20 protein-coding genes are annotated in these 18,870 nt (G+C 68.4%); 9 read left to right on the forward strand and 11 right to left on the reverse strand.

Annotated elements, in window-relative coordinates:
* Entirely contained in the window at positions 1 to 516 is a 516-nt protein-coding gene (locus tag F1D05_RS11590) for a general stress protein (RefSeq protein WP_185447527.1), read from the reverse strand.
* A gap of 75 nt (positions 517 to 591) precedes the next feature.
* On the opposite strand from F1D05_RS11590, the gene F1D05_RS11595 reads away from it, so the two are divergent.
* On the forward strand, positions 592 to 1,698 hold the full coding sequence (locus tag F1D05_RS11595) for a magnesium and cobalt transport protein CorA (protein WP_185447529.1): 1,107 nt from the start codon (positions 592 to 594) through the stop codon (positions 1,696 to 1,698).
* Positions 1,699 to 1,944: 246 nt separating this feature from the next.
* A complete protein-coding gene (locus F1D05_RS11600; protein ID WP_185447530.1) occupies positions 1,945 to 2,967 on the forward strand; it encodes an ArsR/SmtB family transcription factor in 1,023 nt (340 codons plus the stop codon).
* Between the two features lie 47 nt (positions 2,968 to 3,014).
* Here the strand turns inward: F1D05_RS11600 and F1D05_RS11605 are convergent, their stop codons facing one another.
* On the reverse strand, positions 3,015 to 4,235 hold the full coding sequence (locus F1D05_RS11605; protein WP_185447532.1) for an acyl-CoA dehydrogenase family protein: 1,221 nt from the start codon (positions 4,233 to 4,235) through the stop codon (positions 3,015 to 3,017).
* Between the two features lie 136 nt (positions 4,236 to 4,371).
* A complete protein-coding gene (locus tag F1D05_RS11610) occupies positions 4,372 to 5,853 on the reverse strand; it encodes a serine/threonine-protein kinase (RefSeq protein WP_185447534.1) in 1,482 nt (493 codons plus the stop codon).
* Between the two features lie 135 nt (positions 5,854 to 5,988).
* Between F1D05_RS11610 and F1D05_RS11615 the strand changes: the two genes are divergently transcribed.
* Positions 5,989 to 6,660 carry a peptidylprolyl isomerase gene (locus tag F1D05_RS11615; RefSeq protein ID WP_185447535.1) on the forward strand — a complete coding sequence of 224 codons (672 nt, stop codon included), beginning with the start codon at positions 5,989 to 5,991 and terminating at the stop codon, positions 6,658 to 6,660.
* 111 nt (positions 6,661 to 6,771) lie between these two features.
* Entirely contained in the window at positions 6,772 to 7,158 is a 387-nt protein-coding gene (locus F1D05_RS11620) for a VOC family protein (protein WP_185447537.1), read from the forward strand.
* Positions 7,159 to 7,221: 63 nt separating this feature from the next.
* On the opposite strand, the gene F1D05_RS11625 is transcribed toward F1D05_RS11620, so the two are convergent.
* A complete protein-coding gene (locus F1D05_RS11625) occupies positions 7,222 to 8,196 on the reverse strand; it encodes an HpcH/HpaI aldolase/citrate lyase family protein (RefSeq protein WP_185447539.1) in 975 nt (324 codons plus the stop codon).
* 252 nt (positions 8,197 to 8,448) lie between these two features.
* Here F1D05_RS11625 and F1D05_RS11630 point away from each other — a divergent pair, with 252 nt between their 5' ends.
* The 5 genes from F1D05_RS11630 to F1D05_RS11650 all read left to right on the forward strand — a co-directional run bounded on the left by F1D05_RS11630 (position 8,449) and on the right by F1D05_RS11650 (position 13,538).
* Positions 8,449 to 8,976, forward strand: a complete 528-nt coding sequence (locus tag F1D05_RS11630) for a hypothetical protein (RefSeq protein ID WP_185447541.1) — start codon at positions 8,449 to 8,451, stop codon at positions 8,974 to 8,976.
* Positions 8,977 to 9,044: 68 nt separating this feature from the next.
* Positions 9,045 to 10,307, forward strand: coding sequence for a magnesium transporter MgtE N-terminal domain-containing protein (locus tag F1D05_RS11635; RefSeq protein ID WP_185447551.1), 1,263 nt, complete (start codon positions 9,045 to 9,047; stop codon positions 10,305 to 10,307).
* The gene (locus F1D05_RS11640) at positions 10,297 to 10,827 is read left to right on the forward strand and encodes a DUF1003 domain-containing protein (protein ID WP_185447552.1); all 531 of its coding nucleotides are present in this window, start codon (positions 10,297 to 10,299) and stop codon (positions 10,825 to 10,827) included. The genes F1D05_RS11635 and F1D05_RS11640 overlap by 11 nt, the downstream gene beginning before the upstream one ends.
* A gap of 300 nt (positions 10,828 to 11,127) precedes the next feature.
* Positions 11,128 to 12,273, forward strand: a complete 1,146-nt coding sequence (locus F1D05_RS11645; protein WP_185447554.1) for an Mrp/NBP35 family ATP-binding protein — start codon at positions 11,128 to 11,130, stop codon at positions 12,271 to 12,273.
* Positions 12,274 to 12,380: 107 nt separating this feature from the next.
* Positions 12,381 to 13,538: a GNAT family N-acetyltransferase gene (locus F1D05_RS11650; protein ID WP_246486609.1), complete on the forward strand. Its 1,158-nt coding sequence runs from the start codon at positions 12,381 to 12,383 to the stop codon at positions 13,536 to 13,538.
* Here the strand turns inward: F1D05_RS11650 and F1D05_RS11655 are convergent.
* The 7 genes from F1D05_RS11655 to sigE all read right to left on the reverse strand — a co-directional run bounded on the left by F1D05_RS11655 (position 13,478) and on the right by sigE (position 18,841).
* Positions 13,478 to 13,747: a hypothetical protein gene (locus tag F1D05_RS11655; protein WP_185447556.1), complete on the reverse strand. Its 270-nt coding sequence runs from the start codon at positions 13,745 to 13,747 to the stop codon at positions 13,478 to 13,480. The two genes, F1D05_RS11650 and F1D05_RS11655, sit on opposite strands and share 61 nt — an antisense overlap.
* Positions 13,748 to 13,943: 196 nt before the next feature.
* A complete protein-coding gene (locus F1D05_RS11660) occupies positions 13,944 to 14,183 on the reverse strand; it encodes a TetR/AcrR family transcriptional regulator (protein ID WP_185447558.1) in 240 nt (79 codons plus the stop codon).
* 201 nt (positions 14,184 to 14,384) lie between these two features.
* Positions 14,385 to 14,732, reverse strand: a complete 348-nt coding sequence (locus F1D05_RS11665; RefSeq protein ID WP_185447560.1) for a sec-independent translocase — start codon at positions 14,730 to 14,732, stop codon at positions 14,385 to 14,387.
* Positions 14,733 to 14,836: 104 nt separating this feature from the next.
* Positions 14,837 to 16,069: a S1C family serine protease gene (locus tag F1D05_RS11670; RefSeq protein WP_246486610.1), complete on the reverse strand. Its 1,233-nt coding sequence runs from the start codon at positions 16,067 to 16,069 to the stop codon at positions 14,837 to 14,839.
* A 394-nt stretch (positions 16,070 to 16,463) separates the two neighbouring features.
* Positions 16,464 to 17,534, reverse strand: coding sequence for a transcriptional regulator (locus tag F1D05_RS11675; protein ID WP_185447563.1), 1,071 nt, complete (start codon positions 17,532 to 17,534; stop codon positions 16,464 to 16,466).
* 3 nt (positions 17,535 to 17,537) lie between these two features.
* Positions 17,538 to 18,146 carry an anti-sigma factor family protein gene (locus F1D05_RS11680; RefSeq protein WP_185447565.1) on the reverse strand — a complete coding sequence of 203 codons (609 nt, stop codon included), beginning with the start codon at positions 18,144 to 18,146 and terminating at the stop codon, positions 17,538 to 17,540.
* Positions 18,143 to 18,841, reverse strand: a complete 699-nt coding sequence (gene sigE / locus F1D05_RS11685; protein WP_185447566.1) for an RNA polymerase sigma factor SigE — start codon at positions 18,839 to 18,841, stop codon at positions 18,143 to 18,145. Before sigE ends, F1D05_RS11680 begins: the two co-directional genes overlap by 4 nt.
* Between the last annotated feature and the right edge of the window lie 29 nt (positions 18,842 to 18,870).

Raw genomic sequence — 18,870 nt, forward strand, 5'->3', positions numbered from 1 at the left:
TCAGCTGGACTGCTCCGGCAGCCGCGGCGCGACCTCGCCCTTGAGTGCCAGCTTGGCGAGGTGGTTGCGGGCCTCTTCGGCGAACTTGTGGTCGCACAGCACGTCGTACGTCGTCGCCACCACCGCCGTGCGCGAGGTGAAGTCGCGGCGGCCGCCCAGCTGCGCGTAGCCGATCGCACCGAACGCCATCCCGAAGATCGCACCGAGCACCACACCGGTGAGCAGTGCGGCCAGCCAGCCACCGTTGCTGGTGAACAGGCCGAGCAGGACGCCGACGAACAGACCGAACCAGGCACCACTCGCGAGCCCGGCGGTGAGCGCGCGGGCCCAGGTGAGCCGGCCGGTGATCTTCTCCACCTGCCGCAGGTTGTTGCCGACGATGGTCGTGTGCTCGACCGGGAACTTCTCGTCCGAGAGGTAGTCGACCGCGCGCTGCGCCTCCCGGTACGTGTCGTAGGTCCCGATCGTCAGGCCGGTCGGCCGGGGGTCCAGCGAGGGCATGCCCTGGGTGGTCATCGTCGATCCTCTCGTCTTGCGTGCATGTCCATCATTGCCGACGGCTGGTGACCGCACATTGATAGCCTCGCGTCGATGACCGGGCGGAGGTGGGACATGGGCGCGACACGCCGGGTGGGACGCGTGTTCGCGCGCCGCGCCGGCAGCGGACCGGCGCCGCTCGACCTGGTCGGCAGCGGCAAGCTGGACGGTGCCCTGGTCGACTGGGCGTTCTACCGCGACGGGCGCCGCGACACGAAGATCGGCTCGTACGTTGACGCGCTCACCCGGGCCCGGCGGGACGACGGCTTTGTCTGGATCGGCCTGTTCCAGCCGAACGAGCAGCAGCTGGCCGTGATCGGCTCCGAGTTCGGACTGCATCCCCTGGCCCTGGAGGACGCTACCGAGGCACACCAGCGGCCGAAGCTGGAGCGGTACGACGACACGCTCTTCGCAGTACTGAAGACCGTTCGGTACGTGCCGCACGGGACCCTCACCGCGACCAGCGAGGTGGTCGAGACCGGTGAGGTGATGATCTTCTGCGGGCCTGGCTTCGTGATCACCGTGCGGCACGGCGACCACGGCGAGCTGAAGGGTCTCCGGCAGCACCTGGAGAAGGAACCCAAACGGCTCGCCGCCGGCCCGGGTGGCGTCCTGCACGCGATCACGGACCACGTGGTGGACAGCTATCTGGAGGTCGCCGACGCGGTCCAGGCCGACATCGACGTGATCGAGACGGAGATGTTCAGCCCGCGCGGCTGGCGCAACATCGAGCGGGTCTACCAGCTCAAACGCGAGGTGCTCGAGCTGAAGCGGGCGGTGGCCCCGCTGACCGGGCCGATGCGGGCACTGTCGACCGGGCGGCATCCCTTGATCGCCGACGAGACCAGGAACTACTTCCGCGACGTCGACGATCACCTGCTCCGGGTGAAGGAGCAGGTGATCTCGTTCGACGAGCTGCTCAGCTCGATCCTGCAGGCCGGTCTCGCCCAGGTGCAGGTCGCGGAGAACGAGGACATGCGCCGGATCTCTGCCTGGGTCGCGATCCTGGCCGTGCCGACGATGATCGCGGGCATCTACGGGATGAACTTCGACTACATCCCGGGGCTCAATTCGCCGTCGGGGTACTTCGTCTGTCTCGCGGTGATGGGAGCGGCGTGCGCGCTGCTCTACGGACTGTTCAAGCGCAACCGCTGGCTGTGACAGTTGCGCTGAGTGGCACCTGTTCGCCAACTGCCGGTCAATTTCTGTCCCCACTACTCCTTCAGCGGTGAGTTGGCAACCTCTTGCCATGGCCGCCAATACTCTCTCCGGTCGGCCGGAGAACGGTTGTGGATGCTCTCAAGCACCTGATTCAATGCCGTCATCGCGTTCGGTCAGTGGTCCGCCACGTTCTGCTACCGATCGGCATCGGGGGATGCCGAGACGATCTTGACCTGGGAGGTCTCCGTGCTTCGCATTCACTTCACGCCGCGTGACCTCGCGCGCACGACGATCTCCCCATCGCCTGCTCCCCTCTGGGAGATCCTCCTCAGCCTGCACATGCTCCAGCACTCAGACGGCCGGCTGGTCTTCGAGGACTGGCGCCGCAACGTCCGCACCAAGGTGGCGCCGGACCAGATGCGGCTCCTGCTCGAGCTGACCCCCGTGAAGGGATACTCGCCCGACTTCCTCACCCCGGCCGAGTCCGCACCAGACTTCGAGACCGCGCTGGAGATGACGCTGTCGACACCACGGCAGCAGATCCGCAGCCAGCTCGACCTGCTCAGCAAATACCGTCCGGTCTCGCCGTGGACCCGGGAGCTGGCCGAGGGCGACCGCACCTCGCTGCGCAAGCTCGGCCGGGCGATCAAGACCTACCACGACGCCGCCATCGCGCCGTACTGGAAGTCGATCGGCACGCACGTGACCGCCGACCACGCCCATCGCGGTGACGCGCTGGCCCGGCACGGCCTCGACCGGCTGCTGTCGTCGCTGCACCCGCGGGTCCGCTGGGTTGCGCCGGTGCTGCAAGTGCTCGACATGAACGACCGCGACCTCTACCTGGACGGCCGCGGGATCGAGCTGCAGCCGTCCGCGTTCTGCTGGCAGGTGCCGACCAAGCTGCGCGACCCGGAGCTCAAGCCGATCCTGGTCTACCCGATCCAGCACGCACCCGACATCCTGCGGCAGTCGTCGATGGAGCCGGCCCTGCCCGATGACGCCCTCGGCTCCCTGCTCGGCTCCACCCGTGCGGCCGCTCTGGAAGCCGCGGTGAGTGGCTGTACTACGACGGAGCTTGCCAGGCGCTGCAACATCTCTCCGGCGGCAGCGAGCCACCAAGCGACCGTACTGCGGGAAGCCGGGCTGATCACCACGCGGCGAGCCGGTGCATCCGTGCGGCACGAGGTGACCCAGCTCGGCATCTGGCTGCTCTCCGGACACGGCTCCGGCGGCCTCCGCCAAAGCGCCGTCCAGACCGTCGCCAGCTGACGTCCCGGCTGCCTCAGGGCTTGTAGCGGCTCAACGCCAGTAGCCGCTCAGAGCTTGTAGTCCTCGAGGAGGCGGCGGCCGATGATCATCCGCTGGATGTCTGCCGTTCCCTCCCCGATCAGGAGCATCGGGGCCTCGCGGTAGAGGCGTTCGATCTCGTACTCCTTGGAGAACCCGTAACCGCCGTGGATCCGGAACGAGTCCTCGACCACCTGTGAGCAGTACTCACTGGCCAGGTACTTCGCGACGCCGGCCTCGAAGTCGTTGCGCGAACCGGAGTCCTTCTTCCGGGCCGCCTTCACCATCAGCTCGTGCGCCGCCTCGACCTTGACCGCCATATCGGCCAGCCGGAACAGCACGGCCTGGTGTTCCGCGATCTTCTTGCCGAACGCCTCGCGCTGCTGGGCGTAGGAGATGCCGAGCTCGAACGCGCGCCGGGCCACCCCACAACCGCGGGCCGCGACGTTCACCCGGCCGACCTCGACGCCGTCCATCATCTGGTAGAAACCCTTACCCGGTACACCGCCGAGCACCTGGTCGGCGGCGATCTCGTACCCGTCGAAGATCAGCTCGGTGGTGTCGACACCTTTGTAGCCCATCTTCTCGATCTTGCCCGGCACGGTCAGGCCCTTGTCGACCTCGCCGAACCCGGGTTCCTTCTCGACCAGGAAGGTGGTCATGTTCTTGTAGACCGAGTCGGAGCCTTCGTCGGTCTTGGTGAGAACGGCGACCAGGTTGGCGGAACCGCCGTTGGTCAGCCACATCTTCTGGCCGTTGATCGTGTAGCTCTCGCCGCCACCCCCCTCGCTTTCCTTCCCTTGCTTGTTCTTGGTGGCTTTGGTCTTGATCGCCGCGACGTCGGAGCCACAGCCTGGCTCGGACATCGAGAAGGCACCTCGTACGTCGCCGGTCGCCATCCGCGGCAGGTACTTCTGCTTCTGCTCGTCGGTGCCGTGCTGGAGCAGCATGTACGCCACGATGAAGTGGGTGTTGATGATGCCCGAGACACTCATCCAGCCGCGAGCGATCTCCTCGACGCAGAGCGCGTAGGTGAGCAGCGACTCGCCGAGGCCGCCGTACTCCTCCGGGATCATCAGCCCGAACAGGCCGAGCTCCTTGAGGCCCTCGACGATCTTCGTCGGGTACTCGTCCTTGTGCTCCAGCTCGGTCGCGACCGGGAGGATCTCGGACTCGACGAAGGCCCGGACCGTCTTCAGGATCTCCTCCTGGATGTCGGTCAGTCCCTCGGTCTGCTGCAACCTGCTCATCTGCGGCTCCTTGCTCGGCGACTACTCGCGAGTATCGCGGTACCCAGCATCGCGGTACACACCCGACACCCGCTGTGACACCGGCCACCCCAAAGCCGTCAGGTGCCTCACTCCGAGCCCCCAGCCTTTTTGCTTTTTACTCGTTGTTGTTGTTGCCCGGCTGGTGTTCGGACCTGGGCATCGTCCTGCTGAGCGTGTTGAAGAGCACGACGATCTGCGGCGTCGCCTGCCAACGGCCCTCTCGCTGAGCGTTGACCAGCCGCTGCCGGGCATCGTTGAACTTCTCCGCGGCCTTGTCGTCGTCACCGTCGGCCAGCGCCTCGGCGGCGCTGTCGAGATCCTTCGCCGCCTCCCGGGCCGTCCTCGCGCCCTTACCCTCCTGGGTCTGCCGCAACAGCCCGGCGAGCGCATGCAGCTGGCTGACCCGCGTCTGCGGAGTCGGTGTGGCCTTCGGCTTCTTCGTGGGCGTCTTCGATGGTGTCTTCGACGGCGTCGGGGTGGGCTTCGGCTTCGTCGTCACCTTGGTGACGGCAGGCGGAGTCGGTACGTCGCGCGCCTGGGCCGTCGAGTCACCGACACCTTCCTTGAGCAGCGCAGCGATCACCACGCCGACCAGGACCACCGCGACCGCCACGATCGACTTGGCGAGCGGGAACCCCCGCCGGCGGTGGCTGCGCTCAGGCTCTGATTCAGCTTCCAGCTTCAGCCCCGGGACAAGATCCGCCCCGGGCTCAGCGTCTGCCGCATCGGCTGAGGCGCCGTGGGCTTCAGCAGCAGGCAGGACGGCCAGTACGCGGGTGCCTTCGTCCGCGGCGGGCTGGTTGAGGTAGCGGATCACCTCGGCGGCAGAGCCTGGCCGAGCGCCAGGTGCCTTGGCCAGCAGCCTTGTCACGAGGTCCCCGAGACCAGCGCTCACCTCGGGACGGCGTACGACGATCGGTACGGGCACGTCTTCCAAGTGCTGACGCATTACGGCTTCGAAGTTCTCACCGACGAACGGCGGCAATCCTGCGAGCAGCTCGTAAAGCACGCAGCCCAGCGAGTACCAGTCGCTGGCCGGCGTCGCCCGCTCGCCCTTGACCTGCTCGGGCGACACGTAAGCGGCTGTGCCGAGCAGCACTGGTCCGGTGGCACCATCCAGGCCAACTGCCTGCGCAATACCGAAGTCGGTGATCTTGAGGGTGCCGTCCGGCGCCAGCAGCAGGTTGCCCGGCTTCACGTCCCGGTGCACGATCCCGGCGGCATGCGCCGCGTCGAGCGCACGCGCACCCTGTACTGCGATGTCCGCGACCAGCTTGACCGGTGGGAGACCGCCGCTGCGCAGGAGCTTCGCCAGGTCGGGTCCGTTGACGAGCTCCATCACCAGGAACACCTGGCCGTCCGCAGTACCGACGTCGTAGGTCGCGACCACATTCGGGTGCAGCAGGCGGGCAGCGGACTGGGCCTCGGTGCGGAACCGCTCGGTGGCGTCCATCAGGTCGCCTTCCAGTCGCCGCAGCAGCTTGACCGCGACCGGCCGGGCCAGCACCTGGTCCTCGGCCTGCCAGACCTCGCCCGCACCACCTTGCCCCAGCAACGTCAGCAACCGGTAGCGCCCTGCGAGAACCTCGCCGCTCACACCCACACCCCACAACACCTCAGCTGCCGACGGACCGCCTCACCTTAGGCGGCTACCGGTGTGTGTGCGAGTGGACGGTGAATCTCTTCAGCCAATCCAGCGGAAGTTGTCGACGGTGCGTATTAGGTTGGTCGCATGAAGCGATCATTCATCCCTGCCCTGATCGTGACGACGCTGGTCGCCGCCACGCTGACCACGACCACCGCCTCGGCCGCGCCCGCAGTACGGGGTGGTCATAAACAGCCGACCGTGCAGTGTCAATTCACGCCGACTCCGGAGAATCCGGCGGCCAAGCCGGTCACCGTGCCACCGGCGACGGCGCTCGCGAAGGGCACCGTCGATGTGTACTTCCTGACGAACTTCGGGCCGTTCGTGGTCCGGATGGACCGGGCGAACGCGCCCTGTGGCGTGGCCAGCTTCGTGCATCTGACCACGAGCGACTTCTACGACCGGACCCAGTGCTTCCGGCTGACCAACTCCGCGCGGCTCGGCGTCCTGCAGTGCGGTGACATCTACCGCCAGGAGGAAGGCGGACCGGGGTACAAGTTCGCCGACGAGGTGACCGGCCAGGAGACCTACCCGCGCGGCACTGTTGCCATGGGCAACCAAGGTCCGGGCACGAACGGCAGTGAGTTCTTCGTCGTGCACTCGTTCGCCAACATCCCGCCGAACTACACCGTCCTCGGCCATGTCGTCTACGGGATGGCCACCTTCGACCGGATGGTCAAGGCCGGCATCGCCGACCCGGACCAGGACGGCCCGCCGGTCCACCCGATCCGCCTGCTGAAGGTCTTCACCCTCGGCTGATCGTCCCGGCTGCAAGGGAGGGCAATTCACCGGCGCCCGGCGTACCGTGACAAAGGATCCAGGTCGCCAACGCACTGCTGAAGCGCCGGTGAATTCAGCCAAGGAGGTCCCATGGCGGTCAAGCTAGGAGCGATCGGGCAAATCTCCCGCCCGGTCAGCGACATCACGGCAGCAGTCGAGTGGTACCGCGACGTGCTCGGCCTCCCACACCTCTACACCTTCGGCGACCTGGCCTTCTTCGACTGCGACGGCACCCGGCTGTACCTCAGCGCCGCAGAGAACCCGGACCGGGTCGAGGAGCCTTCAGTCCTCTACTTCCGCGTCGACGACATCCGAGCGGCGTACGACGCCCTCACGTCCCGGGGCGTCACCTTCGAGACCGACCCGCACCTGATCCACAAGCACGACTCCGGCATGGAGGAATGGATGGCCTTCTTCCCCGACCCCGACGGCCACCTACTCGCGCTCATGTCCCAGGTGCACCCACCCGCCGACTGACCGCTTACGTCCGAAGAAGTGGAGTACACGTCCCTCCGGTTCTTCGGACGTAAGGAGCGGGAGTCAGTCTTCGGGCTTCCAGACGTCGGTGCGGGCCATGCCTGCCGCCCGGCCCTTGGCGGAGATGACGAGTGCCATCTTGCGGCTTGCCTCGTCGATCATCTCGTCGCCGAGCATCACCGCGCCGCGGGCGCCGCCGGCGGCCGAGGTGTAGTGGTCATAGGCGTCGAGGATGTTCTCGGAATGGTCGTAGTCCTCCTGCCGCGGCGAGTACACCTCGTTCGCCGCCGCGATCTGGTCCGGGTGCAGCACCCACTTGCCGTCGAAACCGAGCGCGGCGGATCGGCCGGCGACCCGGCGGAACCCTTCCAGTTCCTTGATCTGCAGGTACGGCCCGTCGATCGCCTGCTTGCCGTACGCGCGAGCCGCCATCAGGATCTGCATCAGGATGTAGTGGTAGGCGTCGCCGACGTCGTACCCGGGCGGTTGCTCCCCCACCACCAGCGACTTCATGTTGATCGACGCCATGAAGTCGGCCGGCCCGAAGATGATCGTCTCGACCCGCGGCGACGCGGCAGCGATCGCGTTCACGTTCGTCAGCCCGAGCGCGTTCTCGATCTGCGCCTCGATCCCGAGCCGGCCCTGCTCGAGCCCGTGCACCTTCTCCAACTGGGTCAGCAGCAGGTCGAGCGCGACCACCTGCTCGGCGGTCTGCACCTTCGGCAGCATGATGCAGTCGAGATTCGCACCGGCTCCCGAGACGACCTCGATGACATCGGCGTAGGTCCATTCGGTGCTCCAGTCATTCACCCGGACCACCCGCGTCTTCGAACCCCAGCCGCCTTCGTTCAGGGCCGCGACGATGTTCTTCCGGGCGTCCACCTTGGCGATCGGCGCGACCGAGTCCTCCAGGTCGAGGAACACCTGGTCGGCGTCCAGCCCCTTCGCCTTCTCCAGGAACCGCGGGTTCGACCCCGGGGTCGCCAGGCAGGAACGCCTGCTCCGGAAGGCCTTGCCGGTGCTCTTCTCGTCAGCCATCGCCGCAGTCCTTACCTCGGTTACCGGTCAGTCACCGGCAGCGTACGGCGAAACCGCCCGTCGCAGCCCGGTGACATCCCTCACCTCCCGCCTCGGTTGTGGTGAGCCTCACCGTGGGCCGTACCGCCAACACTCGGTATCGAGCCGAAATCGGCTGTCAGGCGCCGGGGGCAGGCGTGATTCGGCTACTGCGGGGAGCGGCTCGGGTGCTTGGTGAGTGTTGGCGGTTCGGGTCTGTGGGACGCTGTCGCGGTGACGAGTGACGAGGCTGTGGCGGAGATCGCCGGGGTGATGAAGAAGGCCGGGCTCGTCTGGCTGGCGTGGGGCGGCGGGCGTTCGTTGCCGGCCTGGTTCGCCACCGTCGACGGCTCGTACGTCGTACTCGCGGATCGCTCCGGAAGCGCGGAGCAACCGCTGCCCGGATTGGCCGACGCCGCGAGCGTGCAGGTCGTCGTACCGGCCAAGCCGGCCACGAACCGGCTCGCCGGGTGGAGCGCGACCGTACGCCGGTTGGAGCCTGGCAGCGAGGAGTGGACCGCGGCCGCGCAGGTGCTGCGGACCGAGCGACTGAACGCAGCCGGTCTCGACACCCAACTCGACCGCTGGAAGACGGAAGCCGACCTGCTCGTCCTGGAGCCGAACGGCGCCGTCAACGAGTCGGCCGGCCAGTGGGACGACCGCTCCCGAATGGAAACTCCCGCAGGCAGCCCGGCCACGACCCGCGGCAAACGCCCGATCACCCTCCACCGCCGCTCCAAGCGCAGACCGAAGCTCACCTGACGGGCAACTTGAGCCGGTCAGCGGGTCGGGAAGCGGGCTCGCGGCGTACTGGCGGTTAGCCTTCGAACATGAGTGGCTCACCGTCGCGCGTCTATATCGCCCGGCTGGCCGGTCTCCCGGTGTACGACCCGAACGGGGACCAGGTCGGCAAGGTTCGCGATGTCATCGTGATGCTCAGACAGGGCAACCAGCCGCCGCGGGTCCTCGGGCTGGTGGTCGAGGTGTTCACCCGGCGGCGGATCTTCCTGCCGATGACCCGGGTGACGTCGGTCGACGTCGGGCACGTGATCACCACCGGGCTGGTGAACATGCGGCGATTCGAGCAGCGGGCGACCGAAGTACTGGTGCTCGGTGAGCTCCTGGACCGCACGGTCACCATCCGCGAGACCGGCGCCTCCGCTGTCGTGTTCGACCTGGCGATGGAGCAATGGCGGACCCGCGACTGGGTGCTGTCGAAGGTCGCTGTCACCGAGGGCGCCAAGCGGTTCCGGCGACGCGGGCAGTCGCACGTGCTGGACTGGGTGGACGTCAGCGATCTCGGTCAGGCCGAGGAGGGTCAGGGCGCCACCCACATGCTGGCCGCGTTCGAGTCGATGAAGCCCGCCGACCTTGCCGGCGTACTGCACGAGCTTTCGCCCAAGCGGCGCAAGGAGATCGCGGCCGCGCTGGACGACGAGCGGCTGGCCGACGTACTGGAGGAACTGCCCGAGGACGACCAGGTGGAGATCCTGGCCGGCCTGGACACCGAACGTGCGGCGGACGTGCTGGAGGAGATGTCGCCCGACGACGCCGCCGACCTGATCGCGGAACTGCCGACCGAGATCGCCGAGCGGCTGCTCACGCTGATGGAGCCGGACGAGGCCGAGGACGTCCGGCGGCTGCTGACGTACGAGGAGCGCACGGCCGGCGGTCTGATGACCTCCGAGCCGGTGATCCTGCCGGCCGACGCCACTGTCGCCGACGCGCTGGCGCACGTCCGCAATGCCGAGTTGAGTCCTGCGCTGGCCGCGATGATCTACGTCTGCCGGCCGCCGTTGGAGACGCCGACCGGGCGGTTCGTCGGGGTCGGCCACATCCAGCGCCTGCTGCGCGAACCGCCGTCCGCGTTGGTCTCGGGGGTGCTCGACACCGATCTCGACGGGCTGCGGGCGGACGACAGTCTGCATGCCGTGAGCAAGTACCTCGCGACGTACAACCTGGTGGCGGCGCCGGTCCTGGACGACGAAGGCCGGCTGCTCGGCGCGGTCACGGTGGACGACGTACTCGACCATCTGCTCCCTGCCGACTGGCGCGACTCCGAGAAGCAGGAGGTGGACCACCATGCCCCGTGACGACCGCAGTACCGATGACCGCAGGCTGATGCGCCCCGCCGACCGGCTGGACATCCCGCGCGAACTCCGCCGCACGATCGTCCGGCGGCGCGCGTACGACGCGGACGCGTTCGGGCGGATGTCGGAACGGATCGCCCGGTTCCTCGGCACCGGCCAGTTCCTGGTCTACATGACCGCGACGATCCTGCTCTGGGTCGGCTGGAACATCTTCGCGCCGGAGCACCTGCGCTGGGACCAGTACCCGTTCATCTTCCTGACCCTGGCGCTCAGCCTGCAGGCGTCGTACGCCGCGCCGCTGATCCTGCTCGCCCAGAACCGCCAGGAAGCCCGCGACCGGGTCCAGTACGAACGCGACCGCGACGTCGACGCCCGCAGCCGCGCCGACATGGAGTTCCTGGCCCGCGAGATGGCCGCCCTCCGGATGTCCATCGGCGAAGTGGCCACCCGGGACTTCCTCCGCTCCGAACTCCGTTCCCTGCTCGCCGAACTGGACCGGACCCCCGAGGACGACCGCGTCTGACTGGCACGGATCAGACGGTAGGTCACTGACATCGGGCGGATCTCCAGCACATCAGTGGCCAGTGAACTGCTGCGGACGGGTAGTGCACTTGAGCCTGAGCACCATCCGCGTGTACGGAGTACGCAGGTGCACTGAGGTGCTGGCCGTCCGCTCCACCTCAATCTGGACCTCGAAGTCACGAGGAAGCCACGCCTGAGGCAGTACGCCGGCGGACGTCGCGGCGGGTAGGTTTGCCTTGCCGGGGGTAGGTCACAGTGGACTGCGGTCCGGGGTTAGACGGGGAGCACGTAGCCTGGGGGCATGGGTCTTACTGCTGATCAGGTGACGGTTGCGCTCGGTTCCGTGATGGATCCGGAGATCAAGAAACCGATCACCGAACTCGGGATGGTCGACTCCGTCGTCGTCCGCGAGGACGGCGTCGTCGCGGTACGGATTCTGCTGACCGTCTCGGGTTGCCCGATGAAGGACACGCTGCGGCGCGACACGACCGCCGCGGTGAGCGCGCTCGACGGCGTCACCGGGGTGGAGATCGACCTCGGCGTGATGTCGACCGAGCAGCGGGCCGCGTTGCAGACGCAGTTGCGTGGCGGCGTGGCCGAGAAGGAGATCCCGTTCGCGCGGGCGGACTCGCTGACCAAGGTGTTCGCGATCGCGTCCGGCAAGGGTGGCGTCGGCAAGTCGTCGGTGACGGTGAACCTGGCGGTCGCGATGGCGGCCAAGGGGCTGAGCGTCGGCGTACTGGACGCGGACATCTACGGGCACTCGATCCCGGCGATGTTCGGCGTCGCGGACGAGCGGCCGACCGCCGTGGACGACATGATCATGCCGGTGCCCGCGCACGGCGTGAAGGTGATCTCGATCGGCATGCTGAAGCCCAAGCGCGACCAGGTGGTCGCCTGGCGCGGCCCGATCCTGGACCGCGCGCTGGTGCAGATGCTGGCCGACGTCTACTGGGGCGACCTCGACGTCCTGCTGCTCGACCTGCCGCCCGGTACCGGTGACATCGCGATCTCGGTCGGCCAGCGGCTGACCAGCGCCGAGGTGATCGTCGTGACCACCCCGCAGGAGGCCGCCGCCGAGGTGGCCGAGCGGGCCGGCACGATGGCGCAGATGGTGCACCAGCGGGTGGCCGGCGTGATCGAGAACATGTCCTTCCTGCCCTGCCCGCACTGCGGCCCCGAGCACCGGATCGAGATCTTCGGCTCCGGCGGCGGCACCCGGGTCGCGGAAACCCTCTCCAAGCGCCTCGGCTACGACATCCCGCTGCTCGGCGAGATCCCGCTGGACGAGCGCCTCCGCAGCGGCGGCGACGACGGCAACCCGCTCTCGGTCGCCAACCCCGAAACCCCCGCCGCCCAGGTCCTCGACCAGATCGCCACCCGCCTGGGCGGCAAACCCCGAGGCCTCCTCGGCCGCCAGCTAGGCCTCTCCCCCGTCGGCCGCTGACGCCTGCAACTAGCCACCGCCTGTGGATAACCCGCTCCACAGGCGCCTCCGGCCAGTAAACTTTGCAAGGAAGGACAGGGGGCAGCGGGTTGGTGTTGACTTGGGCGGTGCCGTTTCCGCCTGAGCATCCGGTCCTGACCGATGGCGTGGTGACGCTTCGGGCGCCGGGTCCCGATGACCTCGCCGGCGCGATCGAGCGCTATCTCGAGTCGCCTGGTGGGAGTTTCGGCGCGGAGGACGCGCGCCGGTGGGTGACTTATGGCATCACCGAGGCGTGGGCCGCGGGGAGCCAGCTCGTGTTCGTCATCGAGTACGACGGCCGATACGCCGGGTCGGTCGGGCTGAAGCCTGACTCGATGGGGAACGCGAGTGTTCATTTCGGGTTGGCCGCATGGGCTCAGGGTGCTGGGGTTGCCGCGCGGGCGGTGCGGTTGGTGCTGGAGTTCGGGTTCGAGACTTGTGGGTTCCACGTCATCCACTGGTGGGCAGCAGCCGGGAACTGGCCGTCCCGCCGGGTGGCCTGGGCGACCGGGTTCCGGGCGGGCCCGACGATCGAGGGACTGGCCGAGATGGCGGGGCGTCGTACGGATGCTTGGACCGGGTGGATCCTGCCTGGCGATCGGCGCGAGGCGCGGCAGCGCTGGTTGGAGGTTCCGGTGCTCGAGACGTCGCGGATCAGACTACGGACCTGGCGCGACGACGAGATCGACCGGATCACGACGGCGAGGACCAATCAGGCGACAGCGCATTTCCTGCCGTTCATCCCGCAGCCGTTCGCCGCGGAAGATGCGCGCTGGTGGTTGAAGGACATGGCCGAGCAGGCGGCAGCGGGCCGACGGTTCAACTGGTGCATCGCGGACGCCTCGACCGACCTCGGACTCGGCAATCTCACCCTGTTCAACCTCGGCCCCGACGGCGACGGCGAACTCGGCTACTGGGCCCACCCCGACGCCCAGGGCCGCGGCATCATGACCGAAGCAATCCGCACTGTAGCCTCCTGGTTCTTCGCGGCACCCGCTGACAACTCAACCGCCGCCGACCGGGCTCCCGTCGCGGGGAGCGGCTTCGGCGGCGCCCGTCTCGTGATCCGTACGGCGGCAACGAACAAGGCCGCCCGTAAAGTCGCCGAGTCAGCCGGCTTCCGCCACGCCGGCACCGAACGCGAGGCATTCCGGTTGTCCACCCACCCCGACGACCGAGTCACCTACGACCTCCTGGCCTCCGACCAGGTCGCGAGCAGTGGTGCCATGCCTTCTTCGACGTAGTCGGCGATCGGCTGTTCGCCTCCGTCGAGGTACCACTGCTCCAGGGCCGCGAAGTACCCGAAAACCAAGGTATTGGCCGCCACCCGGGCCTGGGTCTCGGTCAGCTCTCCGCCGGCGCGTGCCAGCAGCGGGGCGATGCGCTGACTCGCGCGGTCGAGCGCGGCGCAGGCGGCCATCCGGACGAACGGCTCCGGGAAGAAGTAGCGCACCCGGCGCCAAGGACTCAGCTCGACCTGCGAAGCAGGTTCGCCACTCTGCGAAGCCGTGATCGTGAAGGTCTCCGAGGCCGAAGCGAGCGCTGAGTGCGCGGCGTCTTCATCCGGCGCGGCTTCGTACCTGGCACGATCTGCAGCATGCTCTCGACCGGGTCGTTCACGTCGAGGATCTCATCGAGGGCCTGCTCGCTCATCGTGTCTCGAACTCGTCGGCGACCAGGGTCCCTTCTTTGGTCCCGAAGTACCGGTAGACCGACGACGGCGAGACCTCCGCCGCGCGGGGCCGCGATCTCCTCGATCGTGACGGTACCGACGCCGCGCTCGTCGAACTGATCGAGCGCGGCGTCGCGGTGGTCAACGTGTTGCTGTGGTTGCTAGTGACCGGAGTGGCCCGCGCTTCGGCGACGAACACCCGCGGGCCTTCCGGCACACACCAACGCACCGCCGGAGCCCTGGCAGGTACTGATGGTCCTGACCAGCGCAGGTCTCGCCGTCGTCCTCCTGGCGTCATCCGAGTACGGCGTCCGCACCTTTCACCACTGTGGGGGCTCCTCGGACTCCTGCCAGCCGTAGCCGGCCTGATCGCGGCCGCACTTCTACTCCGCCGACAGAGCTGAGACCGGCCGCAGGATCAGGTGGATTCGGGGTCATACGGGGCGCGTTGGCCGACTGGTAGGCGCTGCGGGGTGTCCATCGTGTCCATCGAGTTGGAGACGGGCTTGTCGAAGTCGTCGTCGTCCATGCCCTCGAGGAGATGCTTGCGGACGAAGCTGCGCGGGTTCAGGTCGCGGACGTCGAGGTCGGCGAACTCCGGGCCGAGTTCTTCGCGCAGGTCGTTCTGGGCGTTGTTGACCATCTGCCGGACCTGGCGCAGCAGCTTGCCCGCCGTCCGGGCGAATTCCGGCAGCCGGTCGGGGCCGAAGACGAGCACGGCGACGATCGCGATCACGACGAGCTCAAGTGGCCCCACGCCGAACATGTCCCACCTCTCCCAGTACCTTCAGATGCACCGCGGACAGCGTAGCCCGCACCCGGTCGACCCGCCCGCCGGGTCAGCCATTCGGCCGCTCGGCGGGAAGGCCGTCAGCCCGTCTGCTGGCCGAGGGTGATGTTGACCTGGGTCGGCCGTCCGCCGCGCTCGAAGTCGAGCCGGACGCGCTCCCCCGGGCGATGGGTGCGGATCGCCACGATCAGCCCTTCCGCGGTGTCCACCACCAGGCTGTTGATCTTGGTGATCACATCGCCGGTCCGCAGCCCGGCGCGCGCCGCCGGCGATCCCGCGGTCACTTCACTCACCCGCGCACCGCCTTCGAACTGCATGTCCACGTTCGCGCCGATCACCGGGTAGAACGCCTTGCCGGACTCGATCAACTGCTGCGCCGTCCGCCGGGCCTGGTCGATCGGGATCGCGAAGCCCAGCCCGATGCTGCCGCTGGTCCCTTCCTCGGCGCCACGCACGGTCGCGATCGCGGAGTTGATCCCGATCACCCGCGCGTTCATGTCGACCAGCGGCCCACCCGAGTTGCCCGGGTTGATCGCCGCGTCGGTCTGCAGCGCGTTGATGTACGAGATCTCGCCCTCGCCGCCGGCCGTGACCGGACGGTTCTTGGCCGAGACGATCCCGGAGGTGACGGTACCCGCCAGGCCGAGCGGCGACCCGATCGCGACCACGTCCTGGCCGACGACCGCGAGCTCCGACTGGCCGAACTGGACCGAAGGCGCTTCCAGCCCGATCACCTGCACAACAGCCAGGTCGTACGCCGGTGAGCGGCCGACGAGCCGGGCGGTCGCCGTCTTGCCCTTCTGCGTCACCACCTGGATCGAGCCACCTTTGGCCGCGGCCGCGACGACGTGGTTGTTGGTCAGGATGTGGCCGGCGTCGTCGATCGCGAACCCGGAACCGGTCGCGCTCGAATTGTCGGACCCATCGACCTTCAGCTGGACGACGCTCGGCAACAGGGTCGCAGCGACGGCCGAGACCGAGCCGGTGCGGATCTTCGGGTCGGTGCCAACGCCGATCGCGGGGCCGCTCGGGTTATCGATGGGGCCGCTGTTGTTGTCGAGCGCGACCACGCTCACGGCCGCGCCGGTGCCGGCAATCAGGCCGACGATGAGCGCGACGATCGCGGCGATGAGGACGGTCCGGTTGCCCTTCGGTGGCGCCACCGGGGTGTACGCGCGAGCCTGCTGCTGGTGCCAGTCGAGGGGCGGAGGCGGCGTGTACGTCGGCTGCCGGGTCGGCCAGGCCTGGCCCGGGTACGCCGGGCGGAACCCGCTTTCGACCGGCTCGGGGCGTCCGAAGCTCCGCTGCGTCACGGACCGCGCCGGAGACTGCCTGTACGGCGCACTGCTCCCCGGCGTAGGAATCGGCGCACCGCTCTGAGGCGCACTCGTCTGAGGCGCACCGCTCTGAGGCGCACTCGTCTGAGGCGCACCGCTCTGAGGTGCGCCGGCCTGAGGTGCGCCGGCCTGAGGTGCGCCAGTCGGCGTTGCAGGGAGCGGTGCCTGAGTTGCAGGGGGCGGTGGGGGTACGACAGGGCCCGCTAGGGGCCGCTCGGGCGGCAGTACGCGGGTGGGTTCCGGGTCCGCCGGATCTCTCGGCGTTCGGACTGTCGGCTCGGCGTCATCCCAGTTCACGGTGGCCGCCTCACGTCGTCGTTGGTTCGGTTGGTGCAGTCCCCGCCGGGGAATCCGGGAGGGACGGTATTGATTATCCCAGCTTCCAGGAGAGCGCACCCATCGGCGTGAGCCACTTCGCCATTTTGGCCAGTCCGGTTCCCACCCGTTGGACAGCTGTCACCGTCGGTGGCGGCTGGTGCGGGAAGGCGGCGACCACCTTGGTGAGCTGGTCGTACGGCAGGTCGCCGACCAGTGTGTAGACGATTCCATCGGAGGACCACATGGCGTACGACGGCATCCCGTAGCGCTGGTAGACCCGCGCTCCCTCCTCCGTGGTGATCCCCGTGTACCCGGCGACGGCCGACGGATCCAGCTCCCCACGCTGCTCGAAGAGGGACACGTTGAACAGCCCGTCGGAGTACGAGAACTGCAGGGACTTGCTGGCGGTGTCCTGATGTACGTCGTACAGCTGCAAGTCGGACGGCAGCGAAGGGGAGCATGTCCAGCCCTGCGAGCGAAGGCTGTCGACCTTGTTCATCCCGACCGCCTCCACCCCACCCGGCGCCATCGGCGGCAGATGCCCGATGAACTCGGAGTCCTCGATGTCCAGATCGGTGAACACGGTCGCCCGGACCATCGTCTTGCCGTCCGGACCGAACAGTTCCCGCTGCAGCAGCAACCCGGTCGCCTTGTCGATCCAGAAGCGCGCGGCCAGCGTCTTGTCGCCTCGCAGCGCCTCCACCAGTACGGCGGCCCGCCCGATCGTGTCGGTGCAACACTTGTAGACCAGCTCGTACGTCGCTCTGAGCAGCGCGAGCGGGCCGCCATCGACAGTGGGACCCTCTGTGTGATTCGCCCGCTGCACAAACGCCTTGGCGCCTGGTGACGACCCAGAGCCGACCACGCTGATCTCTGATCCCTGCGAAGCGGCGTGCACGATGTCGAGCATCGCCGAGCTCGCCCCGGTCGGTCCCCAGGACGTGATGATCTGCGTGCCGTGGTACGAAACCCGGTCGGGCGCGGCCGCGGCACGTTCCAGCCAGTTGACCGCGGTCGGCGAATCCTCACGGGCAGCCAGCGGTACGACGGCCGCTGCGGGCATGGGCAGGCCGAAGCCGATCAGTGCGGTGCTGACCAGGACGGCGAGCCGGGAGAGGCTCACTGCTCAGCGCCCCGTGAGGGCCACCGGCTGGAGCGTGGGGCTCAACCCCGCGTATCCCGCCCCGTTGAAGGAGTTCAGCATGGCGACCGGATCGGTGAACGGCGTCCCGTTGGTGGCGGCGGCGTGGTCGGCCGAGAAGCTCGCTACGGGCGGCTGCAGCACCGGCGGCTGCTCTGTCCGCGCCGGGTCGCCCAGGACGAACGCAGTACCGAGCAGTGAAGCGACTGCGGCAGCAGAGCCGGCTGCACCCAGCACGCCCGTACGCCGACGGGTGCGGCTGACACGGGAAGCCGGCCGAGTGGCGCCGGTCCGGGCAGCCGGGAACGCCGAGCGCTGCGGGAACAGGGAGACGACCGGAGTCAGCACCGGACGCACCTCTTCGCGCGGCTCGGTCGAGAACGAAGGCACGCCCATCAGGCGCTGCATCAGGTCGCTGGGCGGCTCGATCGGATCGGCAGCGGCCAGCCGGGCCTTGAGCCGGCGCTGGGCGTCCACCTCGCCGCGGCACGTCTCGCAGCTGACCAGGTGACTCAGAACCTTGTCGCGCGAGTCGTGGTCCAGTTCGCCGTCGACGACGGCGCTCAGCTTGTCCAGGGGATGTTGCAGTGTCACCGGTCGTCACCTCCGGCAAGGGACGGTCCGTCCGCGGACGGACCACTGACACGGGTCTGACCCTCCCGGGGCGCGCGGTGCTCGAGGTGCTTGCGCAGCATCGAGCGGCCCCGGTGGATCCGGCTCCGGACGGTCCCCAGCTTCACGTCCAGCACATCGGCGATCTCGTCGTACGTCATGCCCTCGATGTCGCAGAGCACCACGGCCGCACGGAAGTCCTCCGGCAGCGCGTCCAGTGCTCCCTGCACATCATGGTCGAACAGGTCCTGGTCCAGCTTCTCGGCCGGGCCAGATCCCTTCGCGGGCAGCCGGTCGTGCGCGTCGTCGGGCAGCCCGTCGAAGCGGATCCGCTGCCGGCGGCGGGCGCCGTCCAGGAAGAGGTTGGTGGTGATCCGGTAGAGCCAGCCCTCGAAGGTGCCCGGCGTGTACGACGACAGCGAGCGGAAGACCCGGACGAACACTTCCTGGGTCAGGTCCTCGGCGTCGTGCTTGTTGCCGGTCAGGCGGTAGGCCAGCCGGTACACGCGGGCGGAGTGGGCGCGGACGATCTCGTCCCAGGACGGCAGCGCCTCGGCCTCCGGCTGCTGAGCTTCCGGCTGAAGGCGCGGGGCCTGGGGAGCGGGCGCCACGGAGGTGTCGATCGGCTTCACGACAACGCCTCCCTGGGTCCGCTCGGCAACGAGTGAGAACACCATGGTGCCGCGTTCACCGTCCTCTTCGCACG

Source organism: Kribbella qitaiheensis, assembly GCF_014217565.1.
In the GTDB taxonomy this organism is placed as follows: Bacteria; Actinomycetota; Actinomycetes; order Propionibacteriales; family Kribbellaceae; genus Kribbella; species Kribbella qitaiheensis_A.